This window comes from Novosphingobium kalidii (assembly GCF_040534015.1).
Lineage (GTDB): Bacteria > Pseudomonadota > Alphaproteobacteria > Sphingomonadales > Sphingomonadaceae > Novosphingobium > Novosphingobium kalidii.
In genome coordinates this window covers 1-19,928 of the sequence record NZ_JBEWLY010000014.1, presented here as the reverse complement: position 1 = coordinate 19,928, position 19,928 = coordinate 1, and the positions used below count along the sequence as shown (strand labels likewise).

Here is a 19,928-nt window from a genome sequence, read left to right as displayed (position 1 = left end):
ACGGCTTTCGGCAGAAGCGGCCTCCGGCTCTGCAAAAGACCATCATTGATTGCCGGCTTGGGCTGGTTGCTAAGCTTGGCGAGTGGCCCTGCTATCGATTGTATTTGCTCGTGGGCGCTCATTGGACGGCTTGCTTAAGCACGTTGCCGTAGAATGATCTCATCGATCTGTGTGCGTGTTCAGCGCTCGACGGCGCGCTGCTTTACGTTGAAGGCCGGTCGGTTGCTCTACGGCTGGACCTTTGCCAGTTTATTGTATGGCCAATCGACAGCAGCAGTGCGCCAGCAACAGTGAGGAGCGTCTCCTCCAAACTTTCCTCCGTCGCCAGCCCACCCAGAATCAAAAGGCCAAGACCAGGTACGACGACGATTGCAGGCAGAGGCTGGCGATGCCTTCGAAAGCCGGCTGCAAGTGCGATCATGCTCATCGGAAGGGCGAACAACAGCATACCCTGATGAAAGCTATCCGGTACGGCGATCAGCGCGGTAAGCGTTGGCACCAGAACGAGCAGGAGCGGCAGCATCAAGCAATGCGCTAGGCACAATGTCGAGGCTGCCACCGCAAGTGCGTCGAACGTTGTCAATTTACTGGAAATGGTTGGCATCCTGGTTGTGGAGTCGCTGGACACCGCATCAGGCATCCAGTACCTTCGAGTTATGTTATCACATAACAATCGAGATGCGTGTGGCAAGAGAGAACGAACTTCATGCAGCGACTGCATGGCCTGACGCGCTGTCTCGCTCGGAACAGGACACGCAAGATGCAGTTGCCGTCGTCCACGCGCTGAAAGACACGCGAAGGGTGCTTGAGTCGCACGTCGCATTGGCAGTGTGGAAACGGGAGCTACCCTCCAGCCTTCTCCACCTGATAGATCGGATCGATCTGAACGGTGTCGATGATGTGGACGTGATGATGGAAGTCGCGGGCCCTATTTCAACGCTAGCGGCCAGCTTGCTCGCAGGCGGTTATCCGGAAGACGCCGCCATGCGTTTCGCCGACGACATGTTGAGGATGGCGCGGCAGCTCGCGTCTTTCGCAGGCGCAAAGCAGGTTCGCATGCGTCTTGAGGTCGTCGAGACCGATGCCTGCCGCAAATTCCACGCCGACTATGTGACCTTGCGCCTTCTCACGACGTACCGCGGACCTGCCACGCAGTGGTTCCGAACGGCGTCGCCAGAAGTTGTAAAGCAGGTTGAACGGGGGGAAGTCGCGGTACTCAAGGGGCGGCTGCTCATGACGGAACCGACGATCCTTCATCGTTCACCACCGATTGAAGCCACTGGAGAGCGGAGGCTGCTTCTCACAATTGACCCGCCGCGAGAAAACGCGGCCTGACGGAGCCGCACTCCCGCTCTTTTTCGTTGCTAACCTTGGTAGAAGCTCTACTGAAGAGATGGTATATCATTTCATTCAGTAGGGGGGTTACTCGTGGTTGTTGTAAGAACGCTGAGCGCCGGAGTGGCGCTCAGCTTGCCCTTGCTTGCAGCGCCGGTGCAGGCGCAATCAAGCGGTGCGGCAGCTGTTTCGCGCTCCGACATCGTTGTCGCCGGTATCGCGGAGGACGATAGCTACGCGCCCGAAACAGCCGCAGTGGCAGGCAAGACCCCGGCACCGCTGCTGGAGATCCCCCAGTCCGTTAGCGTAGTCACACGGACGCAGATCGAAGACCGCAACCTTTTCACCATCGGCGAAGCGGTACAGACCGTTGCCGGTGTTACGGTGATGCCGTTCGACGGCACCAACCCCGATTACCGCTCGCGCGGGTTCGTGCTTGATTACGCCTATGACGGCGTGCCCTCCACCTTCTCATCCGGTGTGCCCGAATTCGACCTGGTCATCTATGAGCGGCTGGAGGTCCAGCGTGGGCCAACTGGTCTGTTCCGCGGGGCCGGCTCTCCTGGCGGCACGATCAACCTTATCCGCAAACGCGGGCAGACCGAGTTTACGGCCTCGACGGCGCTCTCGGCCGGGTCGTGGAACCACTATCGCGGCGAGTTCGACATCGGGGGGCCGGTCGACGCCGCAGGACGGCTGCGCATACGCGCCGTTGGCGCGCTACAGGATCGCGACTTCTTCCAGGAGAAGTCACACACACGCAAGCTGACCTCCTACGTTTCGGCAGACTATGACGTGACCCCTACGACCACGGTCGGCGGCTCCCTGAGTTATCAGGACACCAAGGCCGAAACGCCAATGGCGGGGCAGCCGGCTTTTGCCAACCAGCAGTTCCTCAACTTCCCGCGCGATTCCCAACATCTGCCGAGTTGGAACCTGTTCACCGAGACGGCGGTCGAATATGCCGGTGAAGTGAAGCAGCGCCTGGGCAAGTGGTCGATTGTCGTGCGCGCGCTGCATCGGGACATTCCCCGCGAGTTCGCGGACGCATTCATCCGGCCAGGAACCGGCGTTGACCCGGAAACGCTGACCGCGGAATATGTTAACCGCCGCAGCCGAGGCGAGAACGGCAAGACAGCCGTTGACGCCTATGCTGCGGGGCCGTTCACGTTCCTGGGCCGCGAACACGAACTCGCGTTCGGGTACAGCTTCGACAAGCGCACGACGGATTTCCAACAACGTAGCCAGCGGTCTGTCGGCCGCTTCTCCATCTTCGACGCCGACGCAATCCCTCAACCGGGGCCGGAGTTTACCTCGGGCAGCGAGAGTGATTTGCGCCAGAGCGGCTTTCATGCGCAACTGCGATTGCGTCCGCTCGAACCGCTGACGATCGTCGTCGGCGGGCGCGTCAGCGACTATACGAGCAAAAGCCGTGCTATCGCGCCGTCGACGCCGACTGACTTTCGCGTCAGCCAACGCGAGCGCGGGCAATTCACGCCCAGCGTTGGCGCGGTGTTGCACTTGCTCGGCGATGTCACGCTTTACGGTAGCTACGCGGACATCTTCAATCCGCAGTCGCTCCAGCGCAGCGATGGCAGCGTGCTGGATCCGCGGGTCGGCGAGCAGTACGAGGTTGGGCTGAAAGGCCGCTTCCTGAACGGCGCGCTCAACGCGAGCGGAGCGGTGTTTCGCAGCACGGAACGTAATCGTGCAGTGACGGATCTATCGAACCCCGGATTCTTCGTGCAGTCCGGCATTGCGACGATCAAAGGCTTCGAGTTCGAAGTCACGGGCCGGCCGGCCCCCGGGCTAGACCTGGTCGCCAGTTACACCAATGTGAAGACCGAGATCGAGGCGGGCCCGGAAGCGCAGGTAGGTACCGTGTTCGATATCTTCACGCCGCGTCATCAGTACAAGTTCTATGCTCGCTATGAGCCCGCCGCGCTTGGCAGGGCATTCGGCGCCATCAGCGCCAGTGGGCAAAGCAGCGTCGTCGGCGCCGGTGTGGAGGGAGTCCGCGAACAGGGGCCGTTCGCAATCGCGGGAGCACAGCTAGGCTGGCGCTTCGACGACTATCTTCGTGCCTTTATCAGCGTCAACAACGTGTTCGACAAGGTCTATTATCAGCGCGTGGGATCGCTCAACACGTACAACTTCTATGGAGAGCCCAGAAATTTCCTGCTGACGTTGCGCGCCAGCTATTGATCGCGACCTCACTCCTACCCGTGGTCATGCGCCGGCAGTAGCGGCTGCTGGTGCGGGACCCGCAGCGCGCGCTGTTGACACTTGCGATGCTGCTCGCCTTCGCCACGGTAGCGCTCGCTTTGCGAGCAACGCACCGTGCGCGTTAGGCGGCGCGCTCGATCAGTTGGCGCGACTGAGGATGACCGAGATTAAGCGCACTGTTGCGGTCCGCTTAATGAAGCGGGAATGACGGGTTCTAGCAAGAGCAGCCGTTCTGGAGCCCGCCGGAAACGGCTCGATCTGGTCGACTGCCGTCGCGTCGTGGGACGAAGCCGCCGTTCCAAGCTGCAGCCGATAACGTCGGCTTTTGCCGAAGGCGTTCTTTTGCGACCGCGCGTTGCGCTTGGGTCCTGAGATTCGGGGGATAGCCGCAGCACAGCAAAAAAGGTTAAACAGCGCGCGAAAAAGTCGGCATGATCGTTATGCCTGTTGGGCCAGCCATCAACGAGCTTACCGGCACACTACGGAGCGATGTGGACCCGTTGCCTTGCGGAGGGCTCGCCGATTAACTTCGCAGCTTTCATGTCAGCGGCGCCTGGGACGGCCCCTTGGCGCGGCCGGTAAAGCGGCGATCTCAGCCGGCTCGGAACCCTTCTGAGCTACCCAAGCGTCGAAGCTCTCGCGCGCGACGTTGGTGAGCATTCCCGAAAAGATCTCCGGGTTGGCGGCGTACAGGCAATGCCGCATCTCGGTGAACGCGTTGAAGGTCTCCCCCTTTCCTTCCGCAAGGAAATCAGCCTTGTACCGGCGCACGAGGCCGATCGTACTCCGCAGGTAATGGTTGAACTTCCCCCGGCTGATCGCAGGTTCGCGATCGACGATGTCGGCAGTAAAGCCATCGATTTTCCTCGGCTCGAATTCGACCTCCGGGAAGAAGTGGTGAGCGATGCGTAGGAGCCTGAACGCGTCAAGCGGCGCGTATTGCCCGCGCTCCACGTCCTCCCCAGCGACGCCCTCGACTTCGGCGCCCCCCGCTGCGTCGCCGACCGCCTCGGCAACCGCCTTTTCGATCTCGCTCTGAGTCTCGTCGCGGATTTGCTTGAATTCGCGGTCGGCGAGCTCGAACAAGGCGGCCAGCGTATTGATGCGACGCTTTAGCGCCGGAGGAATCGACTTCTTGTACTTGATCTTGTGGTCGAGCGTGCTCCACGAGTCTTGAACGATTGTCCTGATCTGAAGCTCGAAGCGCAGTGGCGCGAACTGCCGGTACTCCGGCATCACCGCTCTAATCGGATTGAGGCGCAGATCGAGGTGCAGCCCCTTGTAGCCGAACTCGTTCTCAGTTCCCTCGATCTGCGCGGTCTTGTTGGTCACGTCAATCACGTCGAATTGATCGCGGATAAGCGTCCCTGTCGGGTCGACGTCGTCTTCGTAGAGGCAGACCAAACGCAGACCGATGAGATCGGTGATGTGGTCCTTTATCTCGTACGGGGTCGCGCTCTTCTCCAGCGCACCCTGGTATTTACGGGTGAACTTCTTCAGCGATTCGTCGCAGTCCTTGATCCGCCCAGAGAAGCTGGCCGCGTTCCGTCCGGCGTCGCCGAGCAGCGACCGCAGAAGCGTTAGAAATGCCTCCTTGCCCTGTTCGAATAGCGCCGCGTTGTCCTGATAATAGGTCCGAAAAGCTACCTTTTCTGCTTCGAAATCCAGCGATGCCATCAGTTTCTCCCCGCTCCGTAGTGGAACATCCTGCATCCTCCCTGGCAAGCGGCAATCTGGAGCCCCTTCGAGACGGTAACATGGTCGGGCCGACCGCCTACTCACGCACCCACAACCGCGTCGAAAACACCTGCAAAGTGACGGCGGTCTTCGGAATCGAGGTTCGGTTGGGCGGAAACGCCACCGGGCGAGACCTGTCGGGCCTTTCCAGAACACTTCATCGGCAGCTTCTGTCGAGAGCGGACGTTCGCGGTAGCTGATCGTAACGTCCGCGCCTGGTCGGGTGCCACTGGAAACGGAACGCCGCATCGTGGGACAAAAACTGTCGTTTCCGATTACTCCCCGGGACGACCGCTATCGACATGATCGGACATTCAGAAGACTACCAATTGTGCAATCGAGTGAAGCGCTCAACGCGGGCGCATCGACGCCTGGTACGACGAGCAGGAGGCGATCGCCGAAGCGCGGCGAGCGCGCTCCCGCTGAGCGCGGCGCTCAAGCGGGCAGGCGGCAGGTCCAGCCCATCGGGACACGCAGAGTCTCCCCGCTGGCGACGTCGCGACTATACCCGATCTTTAACAGGCGCGCCGGCACGATCAGCTCTTCCTCGAGCCATGCCTTGAATTGCGCCTTGCTGCGCTGGCGATAGTAGATTTTGTCCTCGTCGTCGTCCCATGCCGGAAGATCGTCGCTATCGCGGCGCAGTACCTGCTGGCCGGCGACGAACACCTCGAGCACCGCATCCTTCTCTTTCTCGCCCAACCGTACGTCGGCGATCACCTTGTGACCCTTGCCGGGAATCGCATAATAGCGCCCGGCATAGGGCAGGAGGCAGGCGGCGATGAAATCAAAGCTCGGCTTGCAGGCCGCAAAACGTTGCAGATCGAACACCTCGTTGAACCGGCGGAACTTGGGCTGATCGCGGAGCGTCCCGGTCTTGTCGAAGAATATTTCGAACAACATGCCATCGAGCAGGGCCTTGCGGTCATTCTTGTCGGTGCCGGTCGTCTTGGCGGTGAAGTCGTTGATATAGGCGATCGCGGAATTCGCGTTGCCGGCCGCCGACTGGTAGATATTGCGGCCAAGCACAAACAACGTGTCGGCCGCGACCTTGGCGATCAGCGCGGGCGTAATCTCGTCGATCGCCGGGTTTTGACGCGGCCAGGTCAGCGTCTTCAACGAGGCGATGATCTTGTGGCTCTTCTTGGACGTATCGAGCTCGAACAGGTCATCGCCGAGCGCCGCAGCACCATAATCGGTGATGCGTGCGGCGACGCTCAGGTTGAAGTAGAATTCGCCGGCGAGCGATGTGTGCTCCCATGAAATCTGCTTCTGCGCGGTCGTAGCGCTGAGCGTGTTACGGACGCGCTTGAACATTGCTTCGACGGTCACATCGGGCGTGGCCATATGTTCGAGCAATGCAGCGGTATAGGCGCCGTTGCGACCCTTGCCGTCGCCGGCGAGCTGCCCGGGCGACGTCGCATAGGCGATCAATGTGCCGCGCGGCGCATAGACCGGCGCAAGACCGCGCTCCTCGCCCCCGCGCCACGCCCGCGCCCAGGGATTGTTGCGGCAGGCATCAAGAATGATGATGTTGGTCTTGGTGTCTGCCGCCTCCATCGTATCGATGACCTTGTTGAGCGCGAGCGACGAATGCTTCGCCTCGGTCTCGTCGGCCGTCTTCACATCGATCGCCGCGAGGAAATTCTCGCCCCCAATCTGCACACCGTGACCGGCGAAGAAGAACAGCCCGACATCATGGCCTTTGAGCGCGGCTTTGAAATCGCCGAGCGCCTTGTCCATCTGTTTGTGCGTGCCGTCGACGACGCTGGTCACGCTGAAACCGCAGGCGGTGAGGACCGCGGCCATGTCGGTGGCGTCGTTGGCCGGGTTCTTGAGCTTACCCGCCTTTTTGTATTTCGAATTACCGATCACCAGCGCGGCGAGCGAACGCGACATCAGATCAACCCTATATCCTGGAGGAACGCCGCGAGCTCGGCTTCGACCGCGCTCACCCGGACAATCGCGGCCTGATCGAGCCTCTCTGCCAAGCGCGCCGAGGGCATCGCCTTCTCGTAATTCGCCCAGCGTTGCACGAGTTGTTGGCCCGCGACCGCCGTCGTTGGCGGCTGAAACTGGCTGCATCCTTCAAGATGCCGGAGCAGGACGGCCTCATGGCAAGGTTTTTGCCAGATCAGATGCAAGCCTGCGGCGGCGGAGACGCCGGCGATACGCTGGTCGCGTTGCGATGCCTGGCCGAGCTTATCATCGTCGAGAAGGACGAAACGCCGGGCATAGGGTTCGCCGCGTCGGCCTTCACGTTCGTCGGCGCGCTGTGCCGCACGCTCGACGATCGCCAGCGGATCGCCCCCGCCCGGTTGCAGCAGTACAGTGTCGAGATGGACCGCCAGTCGGGCTTCGTCGGCAAGACGCGCTAGGAGCGCGACATAAGCCTGCTCGCTCTCACCCTCGCATCCGACGAACAGCCGGCGGCGCTGCGGGATGGCCCGGCGGGCTGGGTGTCGTCGTGGCGGCCTCATCCGATCTGTGGCACCGCGCCATAGGTGCCGCCAAGATACTTGCGGTAGTAATTGTCATCGCGGCGCACAGCCTGAATTTCGGACAGGCCGTAGACCTCCGAGCGCCCTTCATGGGTTTTGGCGCAGAAGATCACCTCTTCCTTGACCAGATCCTCGAGCAGCGACGCATTGTGGCAGGTCATCCAGAGTTGCGCGTCATGCGGGTTGCGCAGCGGATCGTAGAACCAGCGCAGGATCTCCGGGAGCACCAGCGGGTGGATCGCGGAATCAAGCTCGTCCATCACTGCGATCCCGCCGGTCTCCAGCGCGCGAAGCAGATAGGGATAGAGCTTCAGGAAGGTCCGCGTACCATGGCTTTCGAGCACCAGCGGCACGAGACCATCATGGCCCTCATGCGCGAACAGTGCGATCGGGCCGTTCGCGCCCATCTCGAGCTTCATCGACCGGATGCCCAGATCGATCCGCTCGATCTCGCGGTTCAGCGCCTGCACAAGGGCGGGATTATCGGCATAGAGTCGAACCATCTGCTCCTCGATCCCGTCGGTCCGCTCGATCAGAATGTTGGAAAAGACCGTTGTGGCAGCTTCCCAGATCGACGTTGCAAATGGATGCTTCAATTGCGCCAGCGTCGAAATGACGCTGGCATTGGGCCGCAGCACCTTCTCCAGCGCCTGCCGAAAGCCTGACAGGCCGAACGCACTGGCCGCCGTTACTTTGCCATCGGCGTCGCGGTCGAAGAGACGCACCTTGCGGCCGGTGTCGGGTGGCCAATAATACATTGCCTCGCCCAGCACCGTGTGATCACGGCCGATCTCCAGCTCATATTGGTAGCGGCATTGCAGGGCATCCTCGCTCGAGTCCGCCGGGTCGACGAGTCCAGCGAGCGACACGGCAAGGCGCGTCACATCTTCACGTCCTCCGACACTGTTGAATTTCTCGAAGGGCAGGCGAGCCCCGGGTGCGATGCTGAAACTATCTCGCACGAACCAGGCGATGAACGACAAGGCGCGCAGCACCGTGGACTTGCCCGAGGCGTTGGGACCGAAGATCGCCACCACCTTGGGTGCGCGATCCTTCGACCCCGCCCATAACGGCGCGAAACGTCCCGGCAGGTCGGGCGCGTTGGCCGCCACGCGCAGGTCGATCAGCTGCGCATCGCGGATGGAGTAGAAATTCTCGATCTCAAGTTCGTACAGCATGTATCATTCCCGTGGCGCATTAGATATAGAGATATACGGCCAGTTTGACAATAAATCGTCAAACGTTGGCCGAAGGTTGCTATTTTGGGGCGAACAGGGCCGCACTCACGGGTTTCCTGATGGTTCAGGGCGAGCAAGAAAGGACGGGCATCATGCCATTGATCAGCGTGCAGTTTGGCGCCGGAGGGGTCTCCGTCGAGCGAGAGTTCGAGGTCGCGCCGCGGGTCGGCGACATCCTTCAGATCACTTATGGCGATGAGCAGTATGACCTGCTCGTCGATATCGCGCAGCATTCGGAAGATCCCGAGGACAACAGCATGCGCTACTTCGTGCATGCCGGGGTGATCGAAGATCTGTCGGCCGAGCTGAAGCGGCAGATGGATCGCGGACGCGGCTGAGATGAGTGTGCCCCCGGACTTCGAAGACGCGCTCGGAGAGTCGCTCGACGTCATCGACCGCGAATTGGCGAAGGACGAGGTGCCGCTGCGCGACCGGCCCTTGCGGGCAGCGCGAGACTTCGTGACCTATTGCGTGATGCAGGTCGCGGTGGGCGAGGAGATCACCGAGCCCGGCAAATTCCTCGACTACATGGCGAGCGACTGGTTCAAGGCGATCTATGCCCGCACCATAGGCTGGTATACCGCGCGCTACGGCCAAGCGGTGAAATCAGGGTCCGGCAAATCCCACACAGGCTGCACCCTCGTGCTGGACACGCCGTTTGCGATGCGCATCCCGGTCGTGACGAAGCGGCCTGGCCAACCCGGCGAGACCATTTGGGTCTGCTTCCCCAAGCAAGTCGAAGACGACGAAGACCCGCTGGAATGGATCGTCGATGGCCCCAATGTCCGCGAGCTGCCGCGCAGCGATGGCCTCAAAGCGCGCCGCCAGGCGATCGAGATCGCCAATGCCGTTCGGGCGATCGTGACCTCGATCATGGCAATCGAACTTCCGACCACGCGCGTCAAAGGCATGCGCGACGCGATCCTGCCCCATCTAGATCGCGCCGCATCGCTTATCGCGCGCGACCGGCCCGAAGAGCGCAAACATGCACAATGGGATCTGCAGATGGCCTGCGAGCTCGCCCTGAAACTGCTGTCCGAGCAGCGCTCGGGCAGCTTCAAGGAAAGCCACGATCTTTATCACCTCTACGACAGCCTTCCTGACGGCCCGTCGCCCTTCAAGCGCACCGTCCTACGTGGCATCCCCAATTGGCAGCTGATGGCCGAGTGGCGATATGGCGGTGGCCCGGCGATCAGCACGGCGCAGGCATTCGCCCGCTATCGCACCACGCTCAAGGTCGTGGCTGGCGTTGGCGCTGTCGCCGAGCATAAGCTACGCTTCGGTGGCGCACGGATCGAGATCAAGCGCGCGCCTTATCTGCATGAGGATCCCGAAATGTATCTTCCGCGGCGCCGGGCGGCCACGGACGAGGAAGAGGCATGAGCGAGAGCGAGAATACGGCCGGCGAGGGCGATCCGTTGGCACGGATGTTCGCCGAGCTGGGCGCCGATCGGAACCGCCGGGCGGACGCGCATGCGACCCTGCGCGATAGCGCGCCCTATCGTGGCGCCATGCGGCAGCTCGATCGCTATATTTTCGATTACGGGCTCGGCATCAACATGATCGAGCTGATGGCGACGCGCTGGCACGCCTTCTTCGACGAACGCATTTCGCTGCGGATCAAGCCGCATCTCGTCCAGTCGATGATCGCTGCCAGCCACATGATCCGTGAAGGGCTTCACGACCCTGCGCGGCGCGAAATGCGCTTCCTCGTCGAGGCCTCGGTCAAGGCGCTCTGGCTCGATCAGGGCAGCCCCGCCATTGCGGGCAAGCGAGACGGCGCGCAGAAGCGTCCGCCGCGCAACGTTGCCGAGAAGGTCGCGGCGCTGGACGGGCTGGGACGCGAACGGTTCGATCAGCTGGTCGACAGTCTGCGCTTCGGCATGCTCGATACCGCCGCCGGCGCGGCCTATCGGCAATCTGCCAAAAGCCTCTACGGCACGCTTTCCACGACCACCCATGTCTCGTCGCGCGATGTATCGCGCGATCTCGCCAATTTCGAGAAGGGCAAGCACTTTGCCTTCGAGACCGTCGCCGACGTGAACGCCATTGCCCGCCTGTTGCGCCAAGTTCTCGACCTTGCGCTCGCCAGCCACTTCGAAGCGTTCGATCACGGCCTCGTAGGCGACATATTCGAGCCGGCGTTCGCACCGGGGTGGTCGTTCCTTAAGATGCCGCTGGTAGGCGCGATCGACCGGCATTTCGACTACAAGGCCGAGCGCCAATGGAAGAAAGAGGCCGGGCAATGACCGATCCGACAGTCTCGGCTACGGGTAACTCGGGCGGCTCGGTCGACGGTGCCGAAGAGACCTGGGTCGTTCGTTTGTTGATCGACACCAGCGTGTGGCTCGATCTCGCCAAGGATTATCGGCAACGGCCGACGCTCGCCGCGCTCGAGCAACTGATCAAGGCCGATGCCCTGCGCCTGTTGCTGCCCGACCAGGTCTCGGCCGAGTTTGCGCGGAACAAGGAGCGCATTATCCGGGAAAGCGGGCAGAGCCTGTCGTCGACTTTCCGCCGCGTCCGCGATGCGGTCGACCGGTTCGGAAACGCCGAAGGTAAGGATGTCGCGCTCGTCCAGCTCGGCGACATCGACCATCGCATTGCCATCCTGGGAGAAGCGGTCAATGAGTCGATCGCCCAGATCGAGGCGCTGTTCGCTGGCGCCGAACATATCGCTACCAGCGACGACGCGCTGCTTCGCGCCGCCGAACGCGCGATCGACAAACGTGCGCCGTTCCACAAGCCCAAGAACAGCATGGCGGATGCCGTACTGATCGAGCTCTACGCTGCCGCCGCCGCCGATGAGGTGATGTCAGACGACGTCTTCGCGTTCGTCACCCACAACAAGCATGATTTCAGTGCGGTCGGCGCGGACGACCGCGCACCGCATCCCGACATCGCCGACCTCTTCGACGGCGAGCGATCGGTCTATGCCACCAACCTGGTCGACCTGCTGGGCGACATCGCGCCGGACTGGGTCGAGGAGCTCCGTGCCGAATTCGAAGACGAGATCGAGCCGCGCAAGCTGTCCGAGCTTCTGGCTGCCGAACGACTGCTCGAGCGCCAGATTTGGTACAGCCGCCATGGCTTGCGTGCGCAGATGATTGCCGAGGGCAAGACCAAGGTTCTGCCCGAAAGCGAGTATTCGCGTGATCCGTACAAACCCAACGAGATCCTTGACACGATCTGGACCGGTGCGCTCGCAGCTGCAAAGCGGGTAGAAGAAGAGGTCGGTCTCGAAAACCTCGGACCTTGGGACAACTTCGAATGGGGCATGTTGAGCGGAAAGCTCAGCGCGCTGCGCTGGGTCCTCGGCGACGAATGGGATAACCTCGATACCTGACGGGATCCACGCATCATGCGGATTTTAGGAGTGCCATGTGCAATCATCACGGCTATGCGAATCTCCGGTAACAGGAGCGGAGCGGAACAATCTGAACGGCCGAGATCTGGTGCAGAGCCGCCCCGCGGCTCCACGGCGGGCGAATGACTGGTTCCGGCGCGAGCAGTCATTCAAGCGTCAGTCCGAGAACGACTTGAATTGGTCGGATTAGGTCCTCGAACGCTGCCTCGTTCAGGCACTCACCGACGACGGGAGCTGGGCCGGTCACGGTTAAGGCTCCAGCCGAAGATAACTTTCTCGCTCGTAGCCGGGTCAGCGCAAGAACGCTGAAAGTCTGTCAGCGACATGCCGCAGGGCCCGATCGCGTTCCCGCCGGCGGTGCCAGACCACAGAGAGTGTGAACCCTTCGACAGCGATCGGCGGCGTAAATGTCGCGAAACCGCGGAGGGTTTCGGCCATGCGCGTGGGCAGCATGGCGATCATGGAAGTCGAGAACAAGACCGGCGGCACCATGCCGAAGCTGGGGACTACAAGCCCGACCCGCCGCGCGAGGCCTCGCCGCGCCAGATCCGCGTCGAGCGGCGTGCGCACCTCGCCACGACCGGAGACGACGACGTGCGGAAATGCGAGCCACCGGTCAAGCATGAAGTCCCGTGCGGCGGGGTGGTCGTCACGCATGACCACGAGGTAGGTTTCCTCGCCGGCCGTCTCACGGCGCAGTTCGTCTTCCGAGGCAGCGAGCACCGAAACCGCGATATCCGTCGAGCCTTCGGTCAGGGCGTGCTTGGCCGCATCGGCGCCATGCCACGGCTGCAGCACAATATCGATACCGGGTGATGAGCCAGCAAGGGCAGCCAATAGCGGCTCGATCACTAGCAGCGCGGGTAGGTCCGCCATCACGAGGCGGACTGTCGTCTGGATCTCCTCAAGCGGGATCTCCGGCGGGTCGAGGAGATCCGTTGCGGACGCGAGGAGTGCCTTCAACGGAGCCCGTAGACTTTCGCCTTTTGGCGTGAGGCGCATGCTTCGCTGTGCCCGCTCCAGCAGTTCGTCGCGGAAGAGGTGGCGGCAACGCTGAAGTGCGGCGGAGGCTGCCGGCTGCGAAAGGCCGACGCGGTCAGCGGCGCGGCTGACATGCCGTTCGTCGAGGAGCGCATCGAGCACGACGAGAAGGTTCAGATCGACGGATCTCAAATTCATACGGCGGATAATAGATCAGAGCGGTAATCGATTGGAAGCATAGGATTGGAAGGAGCATCTTTACGCATGTCCCCAGCGGACGAGTTCGAACGGATCCGGCGTGAGCGGATCGATGAAGGAGAACCGCAGATGACCACCATGATCTTTCTCTTCCATCCTGACTTGTCACGATCCCGTGCCAATGCCGCGCTGGCGAAGGCTGTTGCAGGCCAACAACGATTGGAGGTCGTCGATATGACAGCCCTCTACCCGATGGGGATCGACATGGAGCGCGATGGCGAGTGCGAGGCTGCTCGGCTGCTCGGCGCCGACCGCATCGTCCTTCAGTTCCCGATGCAGTGGTACTCTACGCCGCCGCTTTTGAAGGCTTGGCAGGATGCGGTGCTTACCCGGATGGGCTACATCTACCCGGAAACGGAAGGCGCCGGTCTCGCCGGGAAGCCCATCATGATCGCTACGACCATGGGGGCCGCCGAGGAAACATACCGTTGCGACGGCCGCAACCGGGTCACTGTTCCGGAACTCCTGGCGCCGCTGCGAGCAACAGCCAACCGCCTGGCAATGGACTGGTGCGATCCCTTCCTCGTCTACAACGCCGACGGACTCGACGCTCCCGCCCTTGCGGAAGCCGAACAAGGTTATCGTGACGCACTTTCATGCTTCGCGGAATTGTCCTCACGCGCGAAGGCCACATGATGGAGAAGGCTCACGACACGCTGCGCGACCTGCATCGCGGCACGCCGCTCTGGTTCACGACAAGCGGTTGGCTGGTTCCCGCTGGCGTCCTCGCGCAGTTCCTCCTGGCGGGGCAGGCACTCTACGGTAACACCGGCTTCGGCGTACACGCCGTGCTCGGCACGCTCCTTGTACTTCCCGTGCTCGCGCTTCTTCTCGGGCCGCTGCTCGTGTCGCGTCTGCGTGGCTTCGGCTGGTGGGCTGGAATCCTCGCCGTGCTGATGCTCGTCCAGTTCGTGCTGGCGGCTGGCAATGCCAAACCGTTCCTTGCCTATCACCCTGCCAACGGCGCGCTCGTGCTCGCCACGAGTCTTGTATTGCTCGTCAAGATCGAGCGTCGCCGTGTGCATGCAGCGAGGTGACTGGCAAAGTTGAGCGCCTTGGAACGGGAGACCGCTCGCGTCAGACCGAGGCGCGTTATTGGACTCCCATGCGAGGGAAGCCAACCGTTGAACGCCGTACCGCTTGACGCATGGTGACCGCTCATCTTCCAGATGATGCTCCACCACGGGCGAATGGGGGACCTGCCCTCGCAGCCGGTTTGCCGCTCGATGGGGCTGCGATGACCGCCCCGGCCGCGAGGCAGACTTTATCGGTTCAGCCGGCGAACATGGCTGGGGCAGGCAAGCGCTCTGCCCTCGGCGGATGCCGTGACTTCACGCGCGCGACCTACCGTCCGCATTCGCGGCGGTCGGGATCGCGGCGACACCGGTCCCGGCGGGCGCGATCGGCCATGACTTGAGCGTCTCTGGCGATTTCGGTCGTTAGTCGCGTTTTCTCGAGCGACTCAAGTTCCTTGACGTCACGTCGCCGCTGCTGCGTGAGCATGCATTCATTGTAAGCGGGCGAGCCGTAGCGTGATCCGAAAGAGGCGCACGTGTTTGTATCTTCCTGAAGGTTCACGTGTCGCCGCTCGGCGCCTGACATGCACCCTGATAGGGCGACGCCAAAGACGGCAACCATGCCTAGCGACAACGAGGGCGAAGTGCGATTAGCAAGGGGGCGTTGCAGCATGCGTTTGTCTCCTGAGTTTGAAGCGTTGGTGGGTCACTGGCCTGACGTTCGCCTGTGACAGTCCACCGGATGTCGCCGTGATCAGCGAAGCGCCTAAAAAGCAGGCCAAGGTTGCGCGAACATGGTGCGAAATTGGAAGTGAAGGCATACAGTTCGTGGCGCGTAGCCGGCCAAGAAGGACGCACACTGCTCTGTCGCAGGTGCTAGAACAGCGCGACGCTGCACGACTATAACGATCTTGTGCGGCTTCTCTTTGCGCCGCGCTCAACCTGGAAGCATGGGGCTTGGAAATGTCCTGGCGACCGGACGGCGGTTCCCCCCCGACCACTCGAGGCAATGTTGCCACAATGAAGAGCCTATATCCCTTCCGCAGGTTCGTCGTGAACCGCCCGGGCTGCAGGAGTTGGCCTCCTGCTGGCCAGTGGCGGCGTTCGCATGAGGTGCATGGGTGAGAGTTCTGCTGATCGAGGACGAGCTTGGGCTGGCCGAGACTTTGCGAGGAGCTCTGGAGCGGGAACGCTTCGTCGTCGATCACGCCGACCGGCTGTCGGTTGCCCGCGAAGCAGCGCTGCTGGCCAGTTTCGATCTGGTCCTGCTAGACCGCACCCTTCCTGATGGCGACGGGCTGTCGCTCATCCCAGCCCTGCGCGCCGGGTATCCTGGTCTGCCGATCATCGTGCTGAGCGCGCGTGGGGAGGTTTCCGACCGCATCGCCGGCCTGGATGAAGGTGCCGACGACTATCTCATCAAGCCATTCTCGCTCGACGAGATGTTCGCTCGTATCCGCGCCGTGCGGCGGCGTCCTGCTGACATGGCGGGTGAGGAGATCGTCGCAGGTTCACTTGTCTACGATCTGTCCAGTGACGAGGTCTCCGTGAAGGGGGTCTGGCTGGAGCTTCCCCGTCGCGAACTTCGCGTTCTGGCAACACTGGTCAAGCGACGGGGCAGAACGGTCTTGAGAGAAACGCTCGAACAAGCCGTCTACGGATTCGATGACGAGGTGCAGTCCAACGCGCTCGACTCGCACGTTTCGCGGCTCCGTCGAAAGCTTGCCGAGGCAGAAGCGGGTGTCGAAATTCATGCGATCAGGGGCGTCGGCTACCTTCTGCGTGAAGTGCCATGACGAAGCATCCTTCGCTTAAACGCCCGCTGATCGTCCTCCCGCTCGCCTTTCATTTCGTGACGCTGCTGATCTCATTCGGCATCCTGCTAGCTGTGGCGCTCCGCGTGGACAGCGGTGGCCCGTATGTCGATGAACAGATCACGCCGATCATTGCCCGGGCCATAATTCGTCAGCATGATGGCCGCCTTGCCGTTCAGATGACCCCCGGGCTCGCCGAGCTTCGCGCGACCACATCCGACCTCTGGTTTGTGGCCGAGGACGATGCAGGTCGAAGCGTATCGTTCGGACGCGTGCCTCAGCACTATGCATCACTCATCGGCAGGCTAAGTGACCTTTCCTACGCGCAGCTGCGTGATCGCGAGGCGCCTTATGACCTCGTGGCCGTGGTTCGGCGCGAGCTTGCGCCGGCCGGGACACTGACGATCCTCGGCCATGGCAAGCTCACCGAGCTGAGCTTCATGGTTCTGATGGCATCCAACGTCATACTCATCCCGACGTTTCTGCTTCTTGTACTCACTTCGCTCATCGTCACGCCATGGATCGTCCGACGATCGCTGTCCGGTGTTTCCCGCATCGCCCAGGAAGCGGAGCAGATCGACACGGACCGGCGCGGGCGTAAACTTAGCGAGGAACATGTCCCGGCGGAGATCGCGCCGCTGGTCCGCGCCGTGAACGATGCGCTACGCCGTCTCGACGAAGGATATGAGCGCCAGCGACGGTTCATCGCATCCGCTGCCCACGAGCTGCGAACGCCGATCGCGGTTCTTCGCGCCAAGGTCGAAGCGACCTCGGACACAGCGACCCGAAGGCTAGGGAATGACGTGCAGCGACTGGCCACCCTGGCAGAGCAGTTGCTTGATCTCCAACGGCTTGACGCGGACAGTAAGGACGAGGAGCTGGATCTTGCAGCCCTGGTTCGACAGGTCGTTGGCGATCTGGCGCCACTGCTGATCGCTTCTGACCGGAGCATCGAGGTGCTGATTGACGCACGCCGCCCAGCTCGCGGCGATGCGGCTGCGCTGGAACGAGTGGTGACGAACCTCGTGCAGAATGCGATCGAGCACGGTGGTCGCCACGTTACGGTCCGCGTCGTCGGGTCCGCTTTCGAGGTTGAGGACGATGGCCTCGGGATACCGCCCGAAGAGCGAGAGCGGGTGTTCGAGCCATTTCACCGTCTGCGTCCGCGCTCCACCGGGAGTGGTTTAGGCCTCAGTCTGGTGCAGCAGGTTGTCGAACGACACGGCGGCCGGGTGTCCGTCCATGCCGCAGCCGGCGGCGGCACAATCGTTCGGGTAGAACTTGAACCAAGCTGACGTGCTTTGTGCGGGACTGCGGCACCCTGCTCAGCATCTGCCATCCGGCCTCGCAGGTGCTCCGCTTCTGCCTGGGAAATAGTTCCTGTGGCCGTTACCTTCTGGGCAGATCGGCACGCCCAAGCCCCAGCTGGCCATTCCCCAGCCCTTCGGGTTCGTTGCTAGGCACCTTCGGCGTTCGCGCCGGCCCGCTTTTCCGCGTTGTCCACCAGACGATTGCGGTGATGACCGCAAGCGCAGCGCCGGGCACTAGGTTGGCGGGGTTTCCGGCCACCTCGCCCCGGCTGCTGAGTGCGCCTCCGAGGTCGAGGTGGAGCGTCGTACCAAGGACGAGGGCGCTGACGTTGTAAACGCCGTGCAGCACGATGGCGACCTCAAGGCCTCCCGTCCTCCAGGTTATGATCGCCAAGGCGCAGAAGAGCAGGAGATATGAGCCGAGGATGTAGGGATCAAGCGAACCATGAACGAGAGAGAACAGGACGGTCGTGAGAATGATGCCTAGGACTGCGCCAGAATGGGTTCCACGAGTCCAACTGCCCACAACGCGGAACATCAGGCCACGCAGTCCGTATTCCTCACCCGCAGCCGCAAGCGGGGTGAGCGTCATGCCGATGACAAAGAATGCGACTAGGTCAGCCGTGCTCCAAGGGATCGTGTCTTCAGGCGTCAAAAAACCGATAGGTATGACGATGAGGACGAGTGGACCGAAGGCGAGAAATGCGCGGCCGAACACCCCAAACCGGAAGCATCCGGCGACCGAGTGCAACGAGCGAGCGGGAACCGCATAGAGCAGATGCTGGAGCAGCATGCTGTAGGGAATAAGCAGGGCTAACGAGAATGCCCCGGCAGCATGTCGCAGAGGTGTGAAGCCGGTCCGCCCCAGTAGCTGAGTGTCGATTATCGAGGCGCTGACGAGGCACAGTTGCGCGAAGCCGATCATGCCGACAAATAGCAGCACGATTGCCACGAGGCCTCGGACGATCCGGCGACTCTCGCCTGCGTAGACACGATGGTATTCCACATCCGCAGGCACGCAGGGTGTTTCTATGACCCTGTCGGGTCGCAGCAGCAAATTGTCATCAAAGCTGGACATTTTTTTCTTTCACTCAGCTCACCCGGATATCGAGCCAGCTCGTAGACAACCAAGGCCGCGGGGAAGGGGTCACTGCACTGGTGCGAAGCCCAGTGCCGAAGCGACGCTGTTGGCGCCGTTGTAGGTGCAGTGCAGGACGACGCTGGGCCAGACAGACCCGGTCTGACGAAACAGAATGGCGGAGAGCACGCCGACCATAATCGCCACCGGCAATATCACGCTTACGCCGTGCGCTAGTCCGAAAATCACCGCGCTAAGGCCGACACCCGCCCAAGCACCATACCTATTGAGCGCATTGGCGACGACGCCTCGAAAAAGGATCTCCTCGCCGAACGGAGTGAAAAGCGCGCCGCCGAGCAAGGATGCGATGAAGGGGAGCGCGCCGCCACGCGCCGCGGCATGCAGCACGACCTGAGGGTCATCGTTACCGAACCACGTCTGGTAGGCAGACTGTATGATGATGCTCAGGCCATAGCCGCCAATACCCACGCCAGCGGCAATGATGAGCCACCAGTTGCCGACGGGCGTGAACCCGAATGGCCGCAGAGCGCGTATCCGGAGACTGAAGGCCGCTGCGAAACCGCCGACACCGAGGAAGCCGCCTAACGTTGAACCAACGACTCCCATGAGAACAGGCCGATCCTGCGGCAGGAGGGCAAGAAGCAGTCCGAACGGGATCAGCAGCACTGCGAACGTCCCAACTCCTGTCAGGATCTCTGGCCAGCCCGGTCCTTCAGGTTCCTTGTTCATCACGGCTTCAACACGATCAGGCGATGCTCAGCAGTCCGCCGAGCCCCCGTCTGACGCGCGAACATTGTGCAAGCATGGCCTGATCAGCAAAGCCGGTTGGCGTAGTAAGAACGGTCTCTAATGATCGAAATTGGGGCGCGTTACTGCCGGAAAGCTTCGCAGCGCGATTGGCAGGTTCCGACAGAAGCTGCCGTTCAAGCCCGGCCAGCGAACGACGAGCTCTGGTCGAGGCTGTGTAAAAACGCGAGGCTGTGCTAGAGTTTTCCCGCATTTGCGGGAGGCTTTGGAATGGGCCGTTTCGTTCAAGGGGAAGACCG

At 61.9% G+C, this 19,928-nt stretch carries 18 protein-coding genes and 1 pseudogene; 10 read left to right on the top strand and 9 right to left on the bottom strand.

The features are described from left to right. Positions 1-202: 202 nt before the first annotated feature. Positions 203-604 (bottom strand): MerC domain-containing protein, encoded by a 402-nt coding sequence (locus tag ABVV53_RS09900; protein WP_353984260.1) that lies wholly within the window; start codon positions 602-604, stop codon positions 203-205. 80 nt (positions 605-684) lie between these two features. Here ABVV53_RS09900 and ABVV53_RS09895 point away from each other — a divergent pair, with 80 nt between their 5' ends. Both ABVV53_RS09895 and ABVV53_RS09890 read left to right on the top strand, forming a co-directional pair. Next, positions 685-1,335 carry a DUF1826 domain-containing protein gene (locus ABVV53_RS09895; RefSeq protein ID WP_353984259.1) on the top strand — a complete coding sequence of 217 codons (651 nt, stop codon included), beginning with the start codon at positions 685-687 and terminating at the stop codon, positions 1,333-1,335. A gap of 93 nt (positions 1,336-1,428) precedes the next feature. Beyond that, positions 1,429-3,540 carry a TonB-dependent siderophore receptor gene (locus ABVV53_RS09890; RefSeq protein WP_353984257.1) on the top strand — a complete coding sequence of 704 codons (2,112 nt, stop codon included), beginning with the start codon at positions 1,429-1,431 and terminating at the stop codon, positions 3,538-3,540. Positions 3,541-4,104: 564 nt separating this feature from the next. Here the strand turns inward: ABVV53_RS09890 and ABVV53_RS09885 are convergent. From ABVV53_RS09885 to ABVV53_RS09865, 5 genes and pseudogenes are all read right to left on the bottom strand, one after another. Continuing rightward, positions 4,105-5,238 carry a GTP pyrophosphokinase gene (locus ABVV53_RS09885; RefSeq protein WP_353984256.1) on the bottom strand — a complete coding sequence of 378 codons (1,134 nt, stop codon included), beginning with the start codon at positions 5,236-5,238 and terminating at the stop codon, positions 4,105-4,107. A 495-nt stretch (positions 5,239-5,733) separates the two neighbouring features. Further along, positions 5,734-7,197, bottom strand: coding sequence for a caspase family protein (locus tag ABVV53_RS09880; RefSeq protein ID WP_353984255.1), 1,464 nt, complete (start codon positions 7,195-7,197; stop codon positions 5,734-5,736). Then, complete coding sequence (locus ABVV53_RS09875; protein ID WP_353984419.1) at positions 7,197-7,334, bottom strand: hypothetical protein; 138 nt, start codon at positions 7,332-7,334, stop codon at positions 7,197-7,199. The genes ABVV53_RS09880 and ABVV53_RS09875 overlap by 1 nt, the downstream gene beginning before the upstream one ends. A gap of 24 nt (positions 7,335-7,358) precedes the next feature. Beyond that, positions 7,359-7,778, bottom strand: a pseudogene (locus ABVV53_RS09870) (RloB domain-containing protein); the annotation flags it as partial. Next, a complete protein-coding gene (locus tag ABVV53_RS09865; RefSeq protein ID WP_353984253.1) occupies positions 7,775-8,977 on the bottom strand; it encodes an AAA family ATPase in 1,203 nt (400 codons plus the stop codon). The pseudogene ABVV53_RS09870 and the gene ABVV53_RS09865, both read right to left, overlap by 4 nt. Positions 8,978-9,129: 152 nt before the next feature. Between ABVV53_RS09865 and ABVV53_RS09860 the strand changes: the two genes are divergently transcribed. From ABVV53_RS09860 to ABVV53_RS09845, 4 genes are all read left to right on the top strand, one after another. Beyond that, positions 9,130-9,375: a hypothetical protein gene (locus ABVV53_RS09860; protein ID WP_353984252.1), complete on the top strand. Its 246-nt coding sequence runs from the start codon at positions 9,130-9,132 to the stop codon at positions 9,373-9,375. A 1-nt stretch (position 9,376) separates the two neighbouring features. Then, entirely contained in the window at positions 9,377-10,420 is a 1,044-nt protein-coding gene (locus tag ABVV53_RS09855) for a hypothetical protein (protein ID WP_353984251.1), read from the top strand. Next, positions 10,417-11,286 carry a hypothetical protein gene (locus ABVV53_RS09850; RefSeq protein ID WP_353984250.1) on the top strand — a complete coding sequence of 290 codons (870 nt, stop codon included), beginning with the start codon at positions 10,417-10,419 and terminating at the stop codon, positions 11,284-11,286. Before ABVV53_RS09855 ends, ABVV53_RS09850 begins: the two co-directional genes overlap by 4 nt. A 74-nt stretch (positions 11,287-11,360) precedes the next feature. Then, positions 11,361-12,383 (top strand): PIN domain-containing protein, encoded by a 1,023-nt coding sequence (locus ABVV53_RS09845; RefSeq protein WP_353984249.1) that lies wholly within the window; start codon positions 11,361-11,363, stop codon positions 12,381-12,383. Positions 12,384-12,695: 312 nt separating this feature from the next. Here ABVV53_RS09845 and ABVV53_RS09840 read toward each other — a convergent pair whose 3' ends face one another. Then, a complete protein-coding gene (locus ABVV53_RS09840) occupies positions 12,696-13,583 on the bottom strand; it encodes a LysR family transcriptional regulator (RefSeq protein ID WP_353984248.1) in 888 nt (295 codons plus the stop codon). Positions 13,584-13,649: 66 nt separating this feature from the next. Here ABVV53_RS09840 and ABVV53_RS09835 point away from each other — a divergent pair, with 66 nt between their 5' ends. The 4 genes from ABVV53_RS09835 to ABVV53_RS09820 all read left to right on the top strand — a co-directional run bounded on the left by ABVV53_RS09835 (position 13,650) and on the right by ABVV53_RS09820 (position 17,768). After that, positions 13,650-14,279, top strand: coding sequence for an NAD(P)H-dependent oxidoreductase (locus tag ABVV53_RS09835; protein WP_353984246.1), 630 nt, complete (start codon positions 13,650-13,652; stop codon positions 14,277-14,279). Further along, positions 14,240-14,680 (top strand): DUF6220 domain-containing protein, encoded by a 441-nt coding sequence (locus tag ABVV53_RS09830; RefSeq protein WP_353984244.1) that lies wholly within the window; start codon positions 14,240-14,242, stop codon positions 14,678-14,680. Before ABVV53_RS09835 ends, ABVV53_RS09830 begins: the two co-directional genes overlap by 40 nt. Positions 14,681-15,780: 1,100 nt before the next feature. Continuing rightward, positions 15,781-16,455 (top strand): response regulator transcription factor, encoded by a 675-nt coding sequence (locus ABVV53_RS09825; protein WP_353984243.1) that lies wholly within the window; start codon positions 15,781-15,783, stop codon positions 16,453-16,455. Next, complete coding sequence (locus ABVV53_RS09820) at positions 16,452-17,768, top strand: sensor histidine kinase (protein ID WP_353984242.1); 1,317 nt, start codon at positions 16,452-16,454, stop codon at positions 17,766-17,768. Before ABVV53_RS09825 ends, ABVV53_RS09820 begins: the two co-directional genes overlap by 4 nt. A gap of 94 nt (positions 17,769-17,862) precedes the next feature. Here ABVV53_RS09820 and ABVV53_RS09815 read toward each other — a convergent pair whose 3' ends face one another. Continuing rightward, positions 17,863-18,861, bottom strand: coding sequence for a CPBP family intramembrane glutamic endopeptidase (locus tag ABVV53_RS09815; protein WP_353984240.1), 999 nt, complete (start codon positions 18,859-18,861; stop codon positions 17,863-17,865). 69 nt (positions 18,862-18,930) lie between these two features. Next, positions 18,931-19,611 carry a CPBP family intramembrane glutamic endopeptidase gene (locus tag ABVV53_RS09810; RefSeq protein WP_353984238.1) on the bottom strand — a complete coding sequence of 227 codons (681 nt, stop codon included), beginning with the start codon at positions 19,609-19,611 and terminating at the stop codon, positions 18,931-18,933. Positions 19,612-19,928: the final 317 nt, after the last annotated feature.